Raw genomic sequence first — 17,842 nt, forward strand, 5'->3', positions numbered from 1 at the left:
TTCTTATCCAATAATGTTTCCTCCTTTAATTAAAGTTAGTATATATCTGCAAAAACATCAGTAGAGATATTAAAAAATTTTTTTATCATATCTTTATCATAAACGTATATTTCTATAGAACAGTTTGGCTCTTTTAAAATGTCCATTAATTCATATTTTTTATCGCCTATCTGAAGCCAATGCTTTGGAATAGGCGATATAATCATATTAATTTCATTGTAGATGGAATTTGTATAAAGAATGAATTTATCATCTTTAATTTCAAAATCTTTTTCATCAGCTAAAAAAGGCAAACCTACACCAAAAGATTCATATACAGTTTTATTTAAAATGATTTGGTTATTTTCATCTACACTGAAAAACTCTTCTGCAGGTGTTTTCATTACAGAATGTGTATAACCTAGGGAAAAACTGTTGTTTGGCAGATAAAATTCGGTTTTAATTCCTGTTGTATTGTTTTGTATTACTAATATTTTACCATTTTCAACATTACAGCCTAATATAAAAACAATAGAAGATAAAATGATTATGAAAATAATAGTAATTATGATAAATTCACTCTTAGAAAAATTCAAGTTGACTCATTCCTTTATGTTATTTTATTATTGTTCATCAAAGTATTTTTGTGCTCCAGGATGTAATTGAATACCAATACCATCAAGAGCAGTATCTATAGTTATGTCTTTTCCTACGTTGTGAGCTGCAGTTATTCTTTCACCATTACTATAAATTGATTTAACCATATTATATGCTAAATCTTCATCTAATTCACTGCTTACAGCAAGCATAGCCTTAACAGATAAAGTTTTTGCATCTTCAGTTTGTCCTTTATAAGTTTCAGCAGGTATAGTAAATTCAGTGTAGAATGGATATTCATTCATCAAATTTTCAGCAACTTCTCCATCAATAGGAACAACAAATACATCGTTTTGAGTAGAAAGGTCAACGATTGCAGCAGTAGGAACTCCAGCAACTAAGAAAGCAGCATCCAATTGCTTATCTTTAAGACCTGTAGAAGCTTCAGAGAATGATAAGAATTTTGGATTAATATCTTCTTCGAAATCTAAACCAGCAGCAGCAATGATTTGTCTAGCATTTGCTTCAACACCACTTCCTATTGCACCAACAGCAACTCTTTTTCCTTGTAAATCTGCTACGGATTTTACAGTTGGATCAGTAGTAACTAGTTGTAATGGTTCGCTGTATAAAGTACATAATCCTCTTATTTCAGGGAATGCTCCACCTTCGAACATTATTGTTCCAGTTTCAGAATAAGATGCTATATCATTTTGGATTATAACAACTTCAACTTTACCTTCTTTTAACAAGTTAACGTTTGCTACTGATGCACCAGTACTTGTTGCGGTAGCGTTTACACCATCAATATCTTTGTTCCATATTTCAGCAAAAGCTCCTCCAAGAGGGAAGTAAGTTCCCGCTGTTCCACCAGTACCAATATTTACAAATACTTGTCCACCTGAAGGAGCTTCAGGAGTTTCTTCGCCTGTGTCAGCATCAGTATCAGCTGGTGCAGGGTCTTGGCTACAACCGGTAATCATACCAACTGCAAGAATTGCAACCATAAAAAGCAATACATAATTTGAGAATTTTCTTTTCATAAAATAACCTCCTTGAAAATTAGGCTTATAGCCTTTATATAAATATACGGATCAATTTCAAAAAAATACAATAAAACTCACAAAAAAACATAATTTATTAAAAAAGGTAATGCTTTTGCATTACCTAGACTGTAGGGTATGCATTGCATGCATACCGCGGGACGCATACAATGCGTACCCTACAGTGTGAAATATATCCATTCAGGTTACTATTCTACATTAATCATGAGACCATCGATGAACTTTTTAATATTTACTTTTCCAGATGAATTCTTTTTGCCTCTTATATAATCCATTTCAGATTTTACTTCTTCAAAATTATATAAACTATTTGCATAGGTAATAAATATTTCATTCATATAATCCTCAATACCTAAATAAGCGAGGTTTGTTAATCCCTTTGATATCGCTCTTCTAATTCTTTGTTCCATGTTTTTAGAATTAGAACTTAAAATACTACATATTTCATTTATACCTATTTCAAAAATGTTTTTATTGTTTTCTATAAGAAACTGGCATATATCGATAATATCTTTTGCTCCTTTTTCTCCCGACATTCCTAATTTATTTAATACTAATTTGATTTTTTTTACTTTTAAATAAGATAAGTTTTGAGAAGGGTTCATGTTTTCGTTATCTCTATCATAAATAAATAAATCTTTAATTTTCTCCAAAGTCAATTTGAATTTAATTTTTTCTGTTACATTTTCTATTACTTTTTTCACTTCAATAATATTAATAGGTTTATTAATAAAGAAATCTATACCAGCTGAATAAGCTTTTCCAACAAGATTTTTAGATGAGACTTGAGATATCATTATATATTTCATATTACTATTAATTTTATTCAATTCATTTACAACTGTTATACCATCCTTTTCAGGCATTAATAAATCTACTAGAACTATATCAGGTGAAAGTGCAGCAATTTCTGAAGTGCATTCATTTGCCTTTAATGAATAGCCACAAACTGTTCCTAAATCATTATCTTCTATTATATTTTCTAACATTTTTATTACAGTAATATCATCATCAATAATATATATTCTCATACTAATCCTCCATGTTTATTACTGGAATTTTAATTTCAAATTTAGTTCCAATTTTTTGACGGGATGATACTCTAATATCACCATTAAAATAATCATTGACTAATGTTTTTACGTGGGTAAGGCCGATTCCTCTGTATACATCACCAGTATAATAGTCAAATTTTGTAGAAAAACCAGGATTGAAAATATAATTTATGTTTTCTTCAGTTATCCCCTTGCCGTTATCCTCTATAATTAATATGTGATTTTCGTTTTCTTTTTTATGACGTATTCTCACGAAATTATTGCTCTTATAAGGATCAAATGATTCAATTGCATTGTTAACTAAATTTCTCATTATCGACATCAATTGAAAGTGATTTTTTGTAGTAAAGTTTTCTTCATATCTAAAATCAAGTAAAACAGACATATATTTTCCTTCAAGCATAGTATAAGTGCTATCCTTCAAAATATAGAAAATATCCTTTATACTCATTTCAGTTAATTCAATCTTATTTACCAAGTTGCTTTCTATTCCTTTTATGACCCTTAAATAATCTTTTTTAATTTCATGAATATCTTTTGTTATATTTAAAGATAAATTAATTATTTCATCAGAATTATCAGAAATAGAAAGTTTTTCATAAAGTTTGTAAGAATTACTCATTATGTTTTCTACATCATCAGTGTTTTTTCTCATTAAATATATTTCGCTTATTAAGCTTGAGTTTATTAGTATCAAATTTTGGTATCGTTTTTCATGATCTTCCTTTGTTAATAATATTTTATAGTTTCTTATGAGTATTAATATAATTAAAGCCATGGTGGCTCTAGTAGTCGCAATCATGAATAAAACAAACAAGTATGGTATTTTGTCAATATTATAAGTAAGATTCATCCTTATAAAAACTTCAAAAACGTTTGCAATAAAGTCGCAAGTTAAAATTAGCAAAAACATTTTAGAGAAATGATAATATGGAAAAATTTTTAATAATTTAAAAATAAAACCATAAATTAAATAAAATAAGGAGCCTGGATAAACACTATAAAGAGCTTGTACAATTTCAACATCTCTAATAACGAGAATAAACAATCTAATTATAAAAACCATAATAGCTGTAATAGCTGAAGCATGCATAACATTTAAATCATTATAAGTCAATAATAAAATAGGGAAAATAATTACAGATGTTGAAACACGAAAACCATCAATAATAAAGTTAAAATATATTTGTGAAGTTATAGTTACAATTAAGCCTATTATAAACATTTTCTGGAATTGTTTCATATTTAGCCTCAATATTTTTTAATATAAAGTATTATATATCATAATTGTAATAATTACAAATATGATAATATTTTAACAATTAAGGCTTGAATTAACGTTGTAGGGGACGCATTGCATGCGTCCCGCGTCATGCAATGCGTCCCCTACATTTTAGACTGATAAGAAGACGGTTTATTAATAGTTTACATAGATAGTTTTTTACTTAAAGCATTTAATATTGAAGCAATAATTACTGAAAACAAAGGAATCATAAAAAAGTTAGTAAAAATTCTTGCAGGTAAAAATACATATACTCCTTTACCATACAGGATTGACAAAAAGTAAGTATTGAGAATTATTGAAGTGATTAATTGTGTTACTGATACAGTAAATACAATTTTATTGATTTTTAAATTTTTGCTACTTATTGATGTTAATTTAATTGGAATAATTAAATAAGTAGCCACTAATATTAAAAAGCTAATAATATATAAAAGACTTAAAGGTTCACCGTTATACATAATCCAATTATTATCAATGGACATAACACCTTCTGATATAAATACACTAACAAAGCCAACTGAAAGAAGTGATATAAATATGGTATTTAGTAAATTAAATTTTATATCTTTTTTAATATACTTAAATATTAGTCCAGGAATCATACCGCTTAAAGCACTGACTAATGTAAAACCTGGGAAAAATGGACCACCTGGTTTAACCATGAAATTTATAAGATCGGCTGCTGCTCCAGTACAAAATCCAGCTAATGGACCTAAAACTATACCTGAAAGCATTATTGGAATTGAAGCGAAATTAATTCGTAAAGCAGGTAAACCTGCTAATGGAATATAAATTTCAAACATTACTTTAAGAACTAAGCTCATTGAAATAAATAAACCTGCTCTTACAATTGTTAAAGACGTGAATTTTTGTGTTGTAGTATTACTACTCATTGTTTTTCCTCCTAATTTTGAGCAAAGTAATACCTCCGCACCTTATAGGAGAGTCATCAAATAGTAGTATCTTGATATATCTCAAATACAGCGGAAGCGACAAGACACCGCAGACATAGTCTTTCGTTTAAGAGCGACCTCCCATCTCTTAACACTTAACGCATCTTATCTACTCTGTTGATTTTATTTTTATTATATGTTGATTATAATATCATATAGTCGAAAATATGTCGATAGTGTTTTTACCTTATCTTTAAATTGTATATTACATTTTATATTACATAAATTCAATTGAATATTTACCAATTATAGTATATAATATTTATATAAAAATTTAAATTAATATAAGGGAGGCTGTTATGGTTAAAAAGGACATTGAATGGAGCCAACTTGGATTTAGCTACATAAAAACAGACAAAAGATACATATCACATTGGAAAGATGGAAAATGGGATGAAGGAAAACTAGTTGAAGACAATACAATTTCAATTAGCGAAGGTTCTACCTCATTACATTATGGACAAGAATGTTTTGAAGGCTTAAAAGCGTATGCAACAAAAGACGGCGGAATTCAGTTATTCAGACCTGATGAAAATGCAAAACGTATGCAAAGAACATGTGAAAAAATCATGATGCCGTTAGTATCAGTTGAAAAGTTTATTGATGCATGCATGCAGGTAGTTAAAGCAAATGAAGCTTGGGTTCCACCATATGGTACTGGAGCAACATTTTATTTAAGACCATTTGTAATAGGAGTTGGCGACAATATTGGAGTAAAACCAGCTGAAGAATATATATTTGGAGTATTTGGAATGCCAGTAGGACCATACTTCAAAGGTGGATTGAGTCCAGTAAACTTTACTACTACAGATGCAGATAGAGCAGCACCTCATGGAACAGGAAAAATTAAGGTTGGCGGAAACTACGCTGCTAGTTTGAAATCTCATTCTGAAGCAGTAGATAGAGGATATGCTGACTGTATATATTTAGATCCATTAACTCATACTAAAATAGATGAAGTTGGAGCAGCAAACTTCTTTGGAATAACTAAGGACAATAAATTTGTAACACCTAATTCATCATCAATTTTACCGAGTATTACTAAATATTCATTACTTCAAGTTGCAAAAGAATATTTAGGAATGGAAGCAGTTGAAGATGATGTATACATTGATGACTTAGATAAATTTGCAGAAGCTGGAGCTTGCGGAACAGCTGCAGTAATTACCCCTATAGGAGGGATTGAACATAAAGGTAAATTCCATGTTTTTTATAGTGAAACAGAAGTAGGTCCTGTTACCAAAAAATTATATGATACATTGTATGGCATTCAAATGGGTGATATAAAAGCGCCTGAAGGATGGATTTATAAAGTTAAGTAGGAATTACGTTGTACGAAAGATTATGAGATTCTTTATTATAGTTTGAATAAGTGACGTATATAGTGCAAGTTGAAAGGATTTGAGTTTAACTCAAATCCTTTCTTGTTAATAATTGTTCAGTGTTAATTCGTTTGTAATTATAAAAATTTCGCTACCTCTTCCTTAGTGTTTCTTAAACGCAGATATGATTTACGCATTAAATCAAAGGGTATAACTGTAAAGGATAATGACAAAACAACAATAAATTCTTTAAAAGTCAAGCCATAGGTTCTGAATACACTTCCTCCACAAAATAATAATATTATTTGAATTATACAAACAAAGCCCATAATTAAAACAAAAGCCTTGTTTTTCCATAAATATGATAATATATTCAATCTTTGAGTTCTGGCATTTAAACTGTTGAATATTGCACAAAACATAAATAAAGCAAAAAACCCAGTCATAATAAAATTATCTTTAGAAGAATATCTAAACATGTTATTGATATTTGGTAGTTTTAGGAACAGTATACATAATAATGTTGTAAAAATTCCTGTAAATAGTATTTGATTAGCCATATACTTATTTATTATTTTCTCATTTTTTACTTTAGGAGGTTCTTCCATATATTCAATTAGTGGAGGTTCCCCAGCAAAAGCTAATCCAGCTAATGTATCCATAACCATGTTAACCCAAAGCATTTGTATAACAGTTATAGGCATTTCTACACCTATAAATTGTCCAATCAAAGAAATTCCTACAGCACAAACATTAATTGATAATTGGAATACAATAAATTTTCTTATACTTTTATAAATAGTGCGCCCATAAAGAATTGCTTTTCCTATGGATAAAAAATTATCATCTAAAATTACAATATCACTTGCTTCTTTTGCTATTTCTGTTCCACTACCCATTGAAAAACCAACATCTGCTTTTTTTAGAGCTGGAGCATCATTAACGCCATCTCCTGTCATCCCAACAACTAATCCAATTTTTTGAGAAAGACGAATTAGCCTACTTTTATCTTGAGGAAGAGCTCTAGCAATAACTCTGATATATGGAAGTAATTTAATAACCTCATCATCGTTTAAATTATTTAATTCATCTGATGTCAGTACGATATGATTTTTACTTTCATCTAATAGGCCAGATTCAATAGCTATTGCTAATGCTGTATATTTACTGTCACCAGTCATCATAACAACTTGTATACCTGCATTTATTACATTTTGCACACTATATTTAACGTTTTGCCTTAATTCATCATTTATACATACAATTCCTACTAGCGTTAAATCTGAAAATTTACCAGATGAAGTATTTAATTTATTATTAGATGTAGCAATGGCTAGAAGTCTTATTCCACTATTAGACATAGTTTTAACTAATTTGTTAATATTAAAAATATTAGTCAAATTTGTTTTTACTCCCATAGAATTATAAAAATTAGTACAATGGGGTAAGATTTTTTCAGGAGCTCCCTTTATTAATGTCAAATCTACATCACCCTTTACGCTTGTTAATGAATATTTGTTTTTACTATTAAAGGGAATTGTAGATGATTTTGTAATATTGACATCAATTAAGGGATATGTTGTAGCAAAATCCAATAATGCCCTATCAGTTGAATTGCCTCCAACAGCTTTGCGTTTTCTACCATCATAACCAAGTTTAGAACTGTTATTATAAACTGATGAAATATAAATCATTTTCCAAAATTCTTTTTGTTCCTTTAAACTAAACATATTATCATAAATATTTCCGTTTCCACTTATGAATTTTGTTACTTGAAGCTTACCCTTAGTCAGAGTTCCTGTTTTATCAGTAAATAATATATTTAAACTTCCTGCAGTTTCAATACCTACTAACTTTCTTACTAAAACTTTATCCTTAATCATGCGTTTCATATTTGAAGATAGTACTACGGTTATCATAACAGGCAGTCCTTCTGGTACAGCTACTACTATTATGGTAATTGCAAATGTAACTGCCTTTATAATATCTCCAATTAATAAATATGGGTTTGAAATATAAGCAGCAATTTGAATTAAATTAAAATTATTGTCTATTATAATAGACTTAAATAATGAAGCAGTTAAAATAAGCAAAGCCCCTAAATATCCAAATTTACTTATTGTTTTAGCTAAATCTGTCAATCTTTGTTTTAATGGACTATCTTCATTATCTTCTTGGAGTTCCTTTGCAAGATGTCCATAAAAGGTTCTTTCACCGACAGCTTGTACTAACATTGTCCCTTCTCCATGTGTAACAATACAGCCATTAAATAATAGGTAAGGGTTCAACAAGTTTTTATCATTGCTTTCTTCATAGTCTATCTTAATAGCAGAAGTTTTATGGGATTCTTTCATTTCTCCGTTTAATGCTGATTGATCTACATCTATTTCTCCATCTATTAATAAACCGTCTGCTGGGATTCTATCGCCAGCCTCTAGATGTATAAAGTCTCCAGTTACAATATCTGTAATAGAAAGTTCAATTAATTCATTATTTCGGTATACTTTTGATTTAATTTTTTCTGAATCTTCCATAAGTTTTTCAAAAGCCAATTGACTACCATATTCGGAAATGCTTGAAACAAAAGTTGCAAGTATAATAGAAACTGCGATTCCTATAGATTCATACCAATTAAAATTTTTAATAAAAAAAATTACATTTAAGCCGAGGGCAACTAATAATATCTTTATCGTAGGATCCCCAAAACTTTCTAGGTACTGTCTAATGAATGTTTTTCTATTACCTGGAGGTATTACATTAGAACCATATTTCAATCTTGATTTCTCAACATCTTTTTCATTTAATCCTCTGTACTTTTTAATATCATTTTTAACCATATAACCACCTCATTTGTATTAAACATTTGATACTCTGATCTCTCTTTTAATATATGTGGACAAGACTAGTGTTAGAACTGGATAATTTTTCAATTAAAATTATAAATTAATATACTAATTAATTATATGTTGAAAAAAATAAAATTTAGGGTATAATATAGTAAATATTTAAATATGTAAATATAAAGTAGGTGGGAAATATGGATAATGAAATATTGGTAACAGAAGAAGGATATCAAGCTCTTATTGATGAATTGGAAACTAGAAAGACAAAGACTAGAAAAGAAATAGCAGAAAGAATTAAGGGAGCATTAAAGGAAGGGGACCTTAGTGAAAATGCTGAATACTCTGAATCAAAAGATGAACAAAATAAGAATGAATCAAGAATAATAGTTCTTGAACATACATTGAAACATGTAAAAATAGTTAAACATAATAAAAAAAATAAAGATATTATTCAAATAGGAAGTAAAGTAAAGGTTAAAGATTTAGAGTTTGACGAAGAAATGGAATTTTCTTTAGTAGGAGCAACCGAAGCTGATCCAGTAGGAGGAAAAATATCTAACTTATCCCCTTTAGGTTCAGAGCTTTTAGGAAAAAAGAAAGGCGAAAGAATTGATGTTGCTTCACCTGGAGGAAATGTTAGATATGAAATATTAGAAGTTAATTAATAACAGTTTAAGCTTTGTAATATATAATTATAAAGCTTATTTATTTTTTATAAATTTCTTGAATAATCTTTAATATAATTGTATAATAGGCAATGAATGTATAGTGAAAAGAGGAAAATATGAGTGATAGAATAAAAAGTGAGGTTAAAAAAACCAGTATAGGTGGTCAAGCTTTAATTGAAGGTATTATGATGAAAGGTCCTGATAAAATTGCAACTGCTGTTAGAAAACCTGACGGTGAAATAGTTGTAAAGGAAAGTAAAATAAAACCTTTATTTAAACATAAATTCTTTAAACTACCAATTATAAGAGGATCTTTTGTGTTAATAGACTCATTAGTTAGTGGTGTTAAGGAACTGATGTATTCTGCTGAATTTTTTGGTGATGACTATGAAGAAGATGCAATAGATAAATTTTTAAAGAAAGTTTTTAAGGATAAAGCGGATACTGCAATAATATATGCATCAGTAATAATAGCATTGTTTTTTTCAGTAGGTATATTTATACTTGGTCCTACTTTTTTAACTAATTTCCTTAAAAATATAGTTAAAAGTACATTTTTCTTAAATTTTATTGAGGGAGTTATAAGAGTTGGACTATTTGTTTTATACGTTTATTTTGTATCTAAATTAGATGATATTAAAAGGGTGTTTATGTATCACGGAGCTGAGCATAAAACCATATATTGTTATGAACATAAAGAAGAATTAGTAGTTGAAAATGCAAGAAAATACTCTACACTTCATCCTCGTTGTGGCACAAGTTTCATGATTAATGTAATGCTAATAAGTATAATAGTATTTTCATTTTTTGGATGGCCCAACCCGTTAATGAGATTTATTATAAGAATAGGAACTTTACCTTTAATAGCAGGTCTTTCTTATGAGTTAAATAAATATGTAGGAAAACAGGATAGTGATAATTTTCTTGTAAAAATCATTACTTTCCCAGGATTTATGATTCAAAAAATAACAACTAAGGAACCAGATGACTCTATGTTAGAAGTTGCAATTAAAGCTATGGAAAGAGTAATTCCTCAAAATGGAGAAGATGATACATGGTAACAATTGAAAAATTGTTAAAAGACGGAGTTAATATAATAAAGAAGAGGGATTATAACAATCCCTTTCTTGATGTACAATTAATCTTGTCCTATCTATTAAAAAAGGATAGGATTTATTTGCATTTAAATAAAGATGAAGAAGTTGATGCTGAAGTTTCAAATTTGTTTTATAGAATGGTTGAAAAGAGAGATAGGGGCTATCCACTACAATATATGATAAAATCACAGGAGTTTATGGGTTTAAAATTATACATACAAGAGGGAGTTCTTATTCCAAGGCCAGATACAGAAATCTTAGTTGAAAAAATTATTAAATTTGTAAATAATTCTAATTTAAAGAACAAACAATTAAAAGTTCTAGATATTGGAACAGGAAGTGGTGCAATTGCAGTAAGTCTTGCTCATTTTTTGGCTAAAGCAGATGTAACAGCTATAGATGTTAGTGATATAGCACTACAAACGGCAGAAATAAATAAAAACAATCATAATTTAAAAAATATGAGAGTTATAAAAGGAGATATTTTTGAAAAGCTAGAAGTATACGACAAATTTGATATAGTTGTTTCAAATCCTCCATATATTGAAAATAATATTATAGATAAACTGCCTTTAGAAGTTTCAAATTACGAGCCAAGATTAGCTCTTGATGGAGGTTTAGACGGATTAGATTTCTATAGGCAAATAGTAAGAGTATTTAAAGAAATTCATAGCAAAAATTCTATTTTAGCAGTAGAAATAGGATATAATCAAAAGGAAAAGGTAATGGAAATATTTAATAATATAAATTTATTTGATAAAATTGAAAGTGATAAAGATTTAAATGGCAATGACCGTGTTGTTACTGGTTTCTTGTAGCTATTGAATCGTAGGGGACGCATTGCATGCGTACCGCAAGAACAAATGTAGGGGACGCATTGCATGCGTACCGAAAAAACCAAATGTAGGGGACGCATTGCATGCGTACCGAAAAATAGAGGTGTAAAATGTTAGAAAAATTAGATTTTTTAGAAGAAAAATATATAGAATTAACAGATAAAATTTCTGATCCAGAAATTCTAAGTGATTCAAAAAAGCTCCAAAAACTTATGAAAGAACAATCACAAATAGAACATATAGTATTAAAATATAAAGAATTTAAAGATATTAATGGTCAGCTTAATGATTCTAAAGAAATGCTTAAAGAAAAGCTTGATGATGATTTTAAGGAAATGGTAAAAGAAGAAGTAAAAGAATTATCAGAAATATTAGATAACCTTGAACAGGAGTTGAAAATACTGCTGTTACCAAAAGATCCTAATGATGATAAGGATGTTATCGTTGAAATAAGAGCAGGAGTTGGTGGAGATGAAGCCGGGTTGTTCGCTGGCGACTTACTTCGTATGTATTTAAGATATGCAGAAAGACAGGGATGGAAAGCAGAATTTATTACTTTAAACGAACAGGGAATAGGCGGATATAAAGAAGTTATATTCTCTATTAAGGGAAAAGGAGCTTATTCAAAGTTAAAATATGAAAGTGGTGTTCATAGGGTACAGAGAGTACCTGATACAGAATCTAGTGGTAGAATTCATACATCTTCGGCTACTGTTGCTGTTTTACCTGAAGCAGATGATATTGATATTGAAATTAATCCAAACGAAGTTAGAGTTGATGTATTCAGGTCATCAGGTAATGGAGGACAAAGTGTTAATACAACTGATTCCGCTGTAAGGTTAACACATATACCAACGGGGATTGTTATATCATGTCAAGATGAAAAATCACAACTTAAAAATAAAGATAAAGCTTTCAAAGTTTTAAAAGCTAGACTTTATGATAAATATCTTCAAGAGCAAAATGATGAACTTGCTCAGGAAAGAAGAAGTCAAGTAGGTTCAGGTGATAGAAGCGAAAGAATTAGAACATATAATTTTCCACAAGGAAGAGTAAGTGACCACAGAATTGGACTTACCTTATATAAACTGGATTCTTTTATAGATGGAGATATAACTGAAATGATTGACTCTCTAACTACCTCAGACCAAGCAGAAAAACTGAAAAATATTTCGGAATAAGGATTAGGTAAGGAGAAAATATGAGGATTGATAAATATTTAAAAAATGCTAGAGTTATAAAAAGAAGAACCATAGCCAAGGAAGCCTGTGAACAAGGAAGAGTTTTAGTAAATGGTAAAAATGCAAAACCAGGTACTGAAGTAAATGTGGGAGATGAAATAGAGATAATCTTTGGAACAAAACCTATGAAAATAAAAGTTGAACAACTTTTGGATCATGCAATGAAAGATGATGCTAAAGAGATGTATTCAATTATTAATTAGTATTTTTATTTTTAATATTAAAATATAGTATAAATTATATATATTTATGTTTTGGAAGTGAAATTGTGGGTATATAATATGCGATGAATTAAACAATAAAGATATTATAATCTTTACATTTAATTTAGTTGTATTTCTACAAAGTAAGATATATAATCTAAATGAGAGCGACTTTCGATTAACGTTATTTTAGTCGCTTGTTAAAAATTGATATCCACAGTAGTTTTACTGCTTTATAGGATAAATATATATTAAAAGAGGTGTTTTTATGGAATTAAAAGGAAGTAAAACAGAACAAAACTTATTAACAGCTTTTGCAGGCGAATCTCAAGCGCATGTAAAGTATAATTACTATGCTAGCAAAGCTAAAAAAGAAGGATATGTACAAATTAGTAAATTCTTTGAAGAAACAGCAAGAAATGAAAAAGAGCATGCAAAAATTTGGTTTAAATTGTTACATGATGGTATAGCTGATACAATTACTAATTTACAAGACGCAGCTGACGGTGAAAATTATGAATGGACAGATATGTATGCGAACTTTGCAAAAGAAGCAAGAGAAGAAGGGTTTAATAAAATAGCATTTTTATTTGATGGTGTAGCTGCAATAGAAAAAGGTCATGAAGAAAGATACTTAGCGCTTAAAAATAACTTAGAAACTGGCAAAGTATTTAATAGAGAAGGGGAAACAGTATGGCAATGTGATAATTGCGGCCATATACATGTTGGACCTGAAGCACCAAAAGTATGCCCAGTTTGCGACCACCCGCAAGCTCATTTTCAATTATATGTAAAAGCTTATTAAAAATATTGTAACAAGGTGGTGTGTCTTAACCACCCACCATATTGAAGTGGTGTGAGGCAATTGCTTCCGATACTTAAACGATGAAAAAATGTCAGCTATTTGCTGACATTTTTATATTAAAAAATAAAACTTGAAGGAAGTTAGAAATATGTTATAATTAACAATAAAAATAAATTAAAATACATCTATTAAGTATAAGAGAAACGAAATTTTTATAAATTAGATGAAGTTTAAGGAGAATATTTGTATGGCAAACCTATGGGGTGGAAGATTTGAAAAAGAGATGGATGAAATTGTTGAAGAATTCAACGCATCCATAACCTTTGATAAAAGACTGTATGATTGTGATATTCAGGGAAGTATAGCTCATATAACAATGTTAAGTGAACAGGGAATTGTATCTAAAGAAGAAAAAAACAAAATAATTGTAGCATTAAATAAGATAAAAGAAGAAATAGAAATGGGCAAAATTCAATTCAGCCTAAATGATGAAGATATACATATGGCAATAGAAAAATTGCTTATAGGTAGATTAGGCGATATAGGAAAGAAATTACATACAGCTAGAAGCAGAAATGACCAAGTTGCAGTTGATACAAGGTTGTATATAAAAAAGGAAATTACTAATATATTGGATAATTTAAAACTAATGGAAGAAGTTTTGTTATTAAAAGCTGAAAAATATTATAATCAAATAATGATTGGCTTTACACATATGCAACATGCACAACCTGTAACAATAGGTTTTCATTTAATGGCTTATTTTCAAATGTTTAGGAGAGATATAGAAAGATTTCAGCAATCTTATGAAAGAACTGACTATAATCCACTTGGCTCGTGTGCCTTAGCAGGAACGACAATTCCTATAGATAGACACAGAACAGCTGAGCTACTTGGTTTTAAAAATGTAACTGAAAATGCTATGGATTCTGTTAGTGATAGAGACTACATTTTAGATTTTATGAATGCTGCTTCGATTGCGATGATGCATATAAGTCGTTTAGCAGAAGAATTCGTATATTGGAATTCACAAGAATTTAGTTATATATCAATTGATGATAGCTTTTGTACAGGAAGTAGTATAATGCCTCAAAAGAAAAACCCGGATATGGCAGAACTTTTAAGAGGAAAAGTAGGCAGAGTGTATGGAAATTTAATACAACTACTAACTGTTATGAAAGGAACTCCTCTAGCATATAACAAGGATTTCCAAGAAGATAAAGAAGGCCTGTTTGATACGATAGACACATTGAAAAAAAGTTTATTAATATTTGCAAAAATGATTGATAAAACAGAGTTCAATGTAGAAAATATTAAAAAACAACTAAATAAAGGGTTCTTAAATGCAACAGATATAGCTGAACATTTTGTAAAAATGAATATACCATTCAGAGAAGCTCATGAATTAGTTGGTAAAATGGTTAAGTATTGTGAAATAAACAAAAAAGATTTCAATAATCTTACAGATGAAGAATTAAGAGAAATTGACACTAGACTTAGCTTAGATTATTTACCTGACTTAAGCATGGAGGGTTGTGTAAAAGGAAGAGTATCCTATGGAGGAACAGCACCAAGTGAAGTATTAAGACAAATTAAATCAGGGAAACATTGGTTACAAAAAATGTAGGGTACGCATTGTATGCGTACCGTAATATATATTTGGAGGAAAAATGAATTACAACGAAGAAGCACTAAAAATCCACGAAGCTCTTAAGGGAAAAATTGAAGTAATAAGCAAAACAAGAGTAGAAAATAGAGATGATTTAAGTATTGCATATACTCCTGGAGTTGCAGAGCCATGTAAAAAAATACATGAAAAAAAAGATGATATTTATAAATATACTGCTAAAGGAAATCTTGTTGCTGTGTTAAGTGATGGTTCTGCAGTATTAGGTTTAGGAAATATTGGAGCAGAAGCATCAATGCCAGTTATGGAAGGAAAGGCTGTTTTATTTAAGAATTTTGCAAATGTAGATGCATTTCCTATATGTGTTAAATCGCAAAATGCAGAAGATATAATTAATACAGCTATAAATATTGCACCTGGATTTGGAGGCATAAATCTAGAAGATATACAAGCTCCTAAATGTTTTGAAATAGAAAGAAGATTGCAGGAAGAATTAGATATTCCTGTTTTTCATGATGATCAACATGGAACAGCTATTGTAGTTAGCGCAGCATTAATTAATGCCCTTAAATATACTAAAAAATCAATGGAAAGTATTAAAGTTGTTGTAAATGGACCAGGAGCAGCTGGTACTGCAATAATTAAAATGCTTATATTATTAGGAGTTAAAAATATAATAACATGCGATAGTAAAGGAATTGTTGTAGAAGGACGTGAAGGTGGGCTAAATGAACATAAGACCGAATTAGCTCAAATTACGAATAAGGATAAATTAACTGGAAACTTAAATGATGCATTAATAGGGTCTGATGTTTTTATAGGAGTATCAGTACCAAATTGTGTAACTGGAGAAATGATAAAAAGCATGAATAAAGATGCTATAATTTTTGCTATGGCGAATCCAATACCTGAAATAATGCCTGATGTTGCAAAAAATGCCGGAGCAGCAGTAGTTGGAACTGGAAGATCAGATTTTCCAAATCAAATTAACAATGTTATTGCCTTTCCCGGCGTTTTCAGAGGAGCACTTGATTCAAGAGCTAAAAAAATCACAGAAGAAATGAAAAAAGCCGCAGCATATGCTATTGCTGACCTTGTTTTAGAAGATGATTTAGCAGATAATTATATTATTCCAGGACCATTTAACAATAAAGTTGTTCAAGCAGTTTCTAAAGCAGTAGCAGCAGCATGGAAAAAATCTAAAATGTAGGGGACGTAGCGTCCCGCGGTATGCATAAAATGCATACCCTACAATGAATTCCCGGAACACCAAATGTAGGGGACGCATTGTATGCGTCCCGCGGAACAAAGGATAATAGGCTCAAATTCTACTTAGGCATTGCCTAAGTTTTTTTTTTATTATTTTAAAATAATTATTGACAAATGAAAACGTTTATATTAAAATGAACTTAGTATTCAATATAAGAACACAGTGTTCGCATCGTGAACACAAAACAAATATATTAATGGAGTTACATAATGGATAATATATCAAGTTTAGAAAAATCAATGAAAATTTTAAAAATTTTAAGTAAAAAACCTTACTCTTATAATGTTACTGAATTAAGTAACATTTCAGGATTTAATAGAACTACTGTTTATAGAATATTGTCAACATTGGAAAAAGGAAAATTTATTATAAAAAATGAAAATACAAAAAAATATAAAATAGGTGCTGCCATATATCAAATGGGTTGTGTATATCTTAATAATTTCAATTATGATGATATGATACCAAAGATTCTAAATGATATTTCGAAAGAAACAGAGGAATCTGTCGGTTATGCTATTAGAGAAGGAAATACAGTTGTATCATTGTATGAAATAGAAATAAATCAGCCTTTAAAGATGAATTATAAACCTGGATTATATTATCCTATAAATAGAGGTTGTTATGGAAAGTGTTTAATGGCATATCATGACCCTGAAATTGTTAGGGAATTATTGTATTCTCAAAAATTTGAAAAAATAACTGAAAATACTTTAACTGAACCTGAAGAATTATTAAATGAATATAAGAAAATAAGAGAACAGGGGTATGTAATTAGTAATTGCGAAGTATCTTCTTATCACGTTGCAGTAGGTATACCTATTTTTAATTCTAAAGGACAGGTCAAAGCTTGTATAGCAGTTTCATTTATAAAAGGTAGTAGTAGTAAAGGTGATAATCAAAGATTAGAAGAAATAAAAAATGTTTTAATTTCATATTCAGAAGAATTTACTAAATATATTCCCTAAATTATTTTAGGATAATTTAAGAATAAAAA

At 29.3% G+C, this 17,842-nt stretch carries 16 protein-coding genes and 1 riboswitch; of the genes, 10 read left to right on the forward strand and 6 right to left on the reverse strand.

The window, feature by feature from the left end:
• Positions 1–35: 35 nt before the first annotated feature.
• The 5 genes from U8307_RS10135 to U8307_RS10155 form a co-directional block, all read right to left on the reverse strand.
• On the reverse strand, positions 36–575 hold the full coding sequence (locus tag U8307_RS10135) for a DUF1850 domain-containing protein (RefSeq protein ID WP_326907533.1): 540 nt from the start codon (positions 573–575) through the stop codon (positions 36–38).
• Between the two features lie 27 nt (positions 576–602).
• Complete coding sequence (locus U8307_RS10140) at positions 603–1,619, reverse strand: TAXI family TRAP transporter solute-binding subunit (protein WP_326907535.1); 1,017 nt, start codon at positions 1,617–1,619, stop codon at positions 603–605.
• A gap of 209 nt (positions 1,620–1,828) precedes the next feature.
• Complete coding sequence (locus U8307_RS10145; protein WP_326907537.1) at positions 1,829–2,671, reverse strand: response regulator; 843 nt, start codon at positions 2,669–2,671, stop codon at positions 1,829–1,831.
• Position 2,672: 1 nt separating this feature from the next.
• A complete protein-coding gene (locus U8307_RS10150; protein WP_326907538.1) occupies positions 2,673–3,938 on the reverse strand; it encodes an ATP-binding protein in 1,266 nt (421 codons plus the stop codon).
• Between the two features lie 182 nt (positions 3,939–4,120).
• Positions 4,121–4,873 carry a folate family ECF transporter S component gene (locus U8307_RS10155; RefSeq protein ID WP_326907540.1) on the reverse strand — a complete coding sequence of 251 codons (753 nt, stop codon included), beginning with the start codon at positions 4,871–4,873 and terminating at the stop codon, positions 4,121–4,123.
• A gap of 86 nt (positions 4,874–4,959) precedes the next feature.
• Positions 4,960–5,052: riboswitch (THF riboswitch) on the reverse strand.
• Between the two features lie 180 nt (positions 5,053–5,232).
• Here U8307_RS10155 and U8307_RS10160 point away from each other — a divergent pair.
• Positions 5,233–6,255 (forward strand): branched-chain amino acid aminotransferase, encoded by a 1,023-nt coding sequence (locus U8307_RS10160; RefSeq protein ID WP_326907542.1) that lies wholly within the window; start codon positions 5,233–5,235, stop codon positions 6,253–6,255.
• 137 nt (positions 6,256–6,392) lie between these two features.
• Here U8307_RS10160 and U8307_RS10165 read toward each other — a convergent pair whose 3' ends face one another.
• A complete protein-coding gene (locus U8307_RS10165; RefSeq protein ID WP_326907544.1) occupies positions 6,393–9,092 on the reverse strand; it encodes a calcium-translocating P-type ATPase, PMCA-type in 2,700 nt (899 codons plus the stop codon).
• 200 nt (positions 9,093–9,292) lie between these two features.
• Here U8307_RS10165 and greA point away from each other — a divergent pair, with 200 nt between their 5' ends.
• The 9 genes from greA (at position 9,293) to U8307_RS10210 (ending at position 17,813) form a co-directional block, all read left to right on the forward strand.
• The gene (gene greA, locus U8307_RS10170) at positions 9,293–9,763 is read left to right on the forward strand and encodes a transcription elongation factor GreA (RefSeq protein WP_326907546.1); all 471 of its coding nucleotides are present in this window, start codon (positions 9,293–9,295) and stop codon (positions 9,761–9,763) included.
• Between the two features lie 119 nt (positions 9,764–9,882).
• Positions 9,883–10,827 carry a DUF1385 domain-containing protein gene (locus U8307_RS10175; protein ID WP_326907548.1) on the forward strand — a complete coding sequence of 315 codons (945 nt, stop codon included), beginning with the start codon at positions 9,883–9,885 and terminating at the stop codon, positions 10,825–10,827.
• Positions 10,821–11,681, forward strand: coding sequence for a peptide chain release factor N(5)-glutamine methyltransferase (gene prmC / locus U8307_RS10180; protein ID WP_326907550.1), 861 nt, complete (start codon positions 10,821–10,823; stop codon positions 11,679–11,681). The genes U8307_RS10175 and prmC overlap by 7 nt, the downstream gene beginning before the upstream one ends.
• Before the next feature lie 128 nt (positions 11,682–11,809).
• Positions 11,810–12,880, forward strand: a complete 1,071-nt coding sequence (gene prfA, locus U8307_RS10185) for a peptide chain release factor 1 (RefSeq protein ID WP_326907552.1) — start codon at positions 11,810–11,812, stop codon at positions 12,878–12,880.
• Positions 12,881–12,900: 20 nt separating this feature from the next.
• Positions 12,901–13,143, forward strand: a complete 243-nt coding sequence (locus U8307_RS10190) for an RNA-binding S4 domain-containing protein (RefSeq protein WP_326907554.1) — start codon at positions 12,901–12,903, stop codon at positions 13,141–13,143.
• Positions 13,144–13,411: 268 nt separating this feature from the next.
• The gene (rbr, locus tag U8307_RS10195) at positions 13,412–13,948 is read left to right on the forward strand and encodes a rubrerythrin (protein WP_326907556.1); all 537 of its coding nucleotides are present in this window, start codon (positions 13,412–13,414) and stop codon (positions 13,946–13,948) included.
• A 247-nt stretch (positions 13,949–14,195) separates the two neighbouring features.
• Positions 14,196–15,575, forward strand: a complete 1,380-nt coding sequence (gene argH / locus U8307_RS10200) for an argininosuccinate lyase (RefSeq protein ID WP_326907558.1) — start codon at positions 14,196–14,198, stop codon at positions 15,573–15,575.
• A gap of 43 nt (positions 15,576–15,618) precedes the next feature.
• Positions 15,619–16,785 (forward strand): NAD(P)-dependent malic enzyme, encoded by a 1,167-nt coding sequence (locus U8307_RS10205; RefSeq protein WP_326907560.1) that lies wholly within the window; start codon positions 15,619–15,621, stop codon positions 16,783–16,785.
• 269 nt (positions 16,786–17,054) lie between these two features.
• Positions 17,055–17,813 (forward strand): IclR family transcriptional regulator, encoded by a 759-nt coding sequence (locus tag U8307_RS10210; protein WP_326907563.1) that lies wholly within the window; start codon positions 17,055–17,057, stop codon positions 17,811–17,813.
• Positions 17,814–17,842: the final 29 nt, after the last annotated feature.

This window comes from Sedimentibacter sp. MB31-C6 (genome assembly GCF_035934735.1).
Classification (GTDB): domain Bacteria; phylum Bacillota; class Clostridia; order Tissierellales; family Sedimentibacteraceae; genus Sedimentibacter.

What these genes read in the sequence shown, in the direction of transcription:
- U8307_RS10155 (WP_326907540.1), bottom strand. Translation starts at nt 4,873, where the DNA reads ATGAGTAGTAATACTACAACACAAAAATTCACGTCTTTAACAATTGTA.
- greA (WP_326907546.1), top strand. Translation starts at nt 9,293, where the DNA reads ATGGATAATGAAATATTGGTAACAGAAGAAGGATATCAAGCTCTTATT.
- U8307_RS10210 (WP_326907563.1), top strand. Translation starts at nt 17,055, where the DNA reads ATGGATAATATATCAAGTTTAGAAAAATCAATGAAAATTTTAAAAATT.
- rbr (WP_326907556.1), top strand. Translation starts at nt 13,412, where the DNA reads ATGGAATTAAAAGGAAGTAAAACAGAACAAAACTTATTAACAGCTTTT.
- U8307_RS10175 (WP_326907548.1), top strand. Translation starts at nt 9,883, where the DNA reads ATGAGTGATAGAATAAAAAGTGAGGTTAAAAAAACCAGTATAGGTGGT.
- prmC (WP_326907550.1), top strand. Translation starts at nt 10,821, where the DNA reads ATGGTAACAATTGAAAAATTGTTAAAAGACGGAGTTAATATAATAAAG.
- U8307_RS10140 (WP_326907535.1), bottom strand. Translation starts at nt 1,619, where the DNA reads ATGAAAAGAAAATTCTCAAATTATGTATTGCTTTTTATGGTTGCAATT.
- U8307_RS10205 (WP_326907560.1), top strand. Translation starts at nt 15,619, where the DNA reads ATGAATTACAACGAAGAAGCACTAAAAATCCACGAAGCTCTTAAGGGA.
- U8307_RS10150 (WP_326907538.1), bottom strand. Translation starts at nt 3,938, where the DNA reads ATGAAACAATTCCAGAAAATGTTTATAATAGGCTTAATTGTAACTATA.
- U8307_RS10165 (WP_326907544.1), bottom strand. Translation starts at nt 9,092, where the DNA reads ATGGTTAAAAATGATATTAAAAAGTACAGAGGATTAAATGAAAAAGAT.
- prfA (WP_326907552.1), top strand. Translation starts at nt 11,810, where the DNA reads ATGTTAGAAAAATTAGATTTTTTAGAAGAAAAATATATAGAATTAACA.
- argH (WP_326907558.1), top strand. Translation starts at nt 14,196, where the DNA reads ATGGCAAACCTATGGGGTGGAAGATTTGAAAAAGAGATGGATGAAATT.
- U8307_RS10160 (WP_326907542.1), top strand. Translation starts at nt 5,233, where the DNA reads ATGGTTAAAAAGGACATTGAATGGAGCCAACTTGGATTTAGCTACATA.
- U8307_RS10190 (WP_326907554.1), top strand. Translation starts at nt 12,901, where the DNA reads ATGAGGATTGATAAATATTTAAAAAATGCTAGAGTTATAAAAAGAAGA.
- U8307_RS10145 (WP_326907537.1), bottom strand. Translation starts at nt 2,671, where the DNA reads ATGAGAATATATATTATTGATGATGATATTACTGTAATAAAAATGTTA.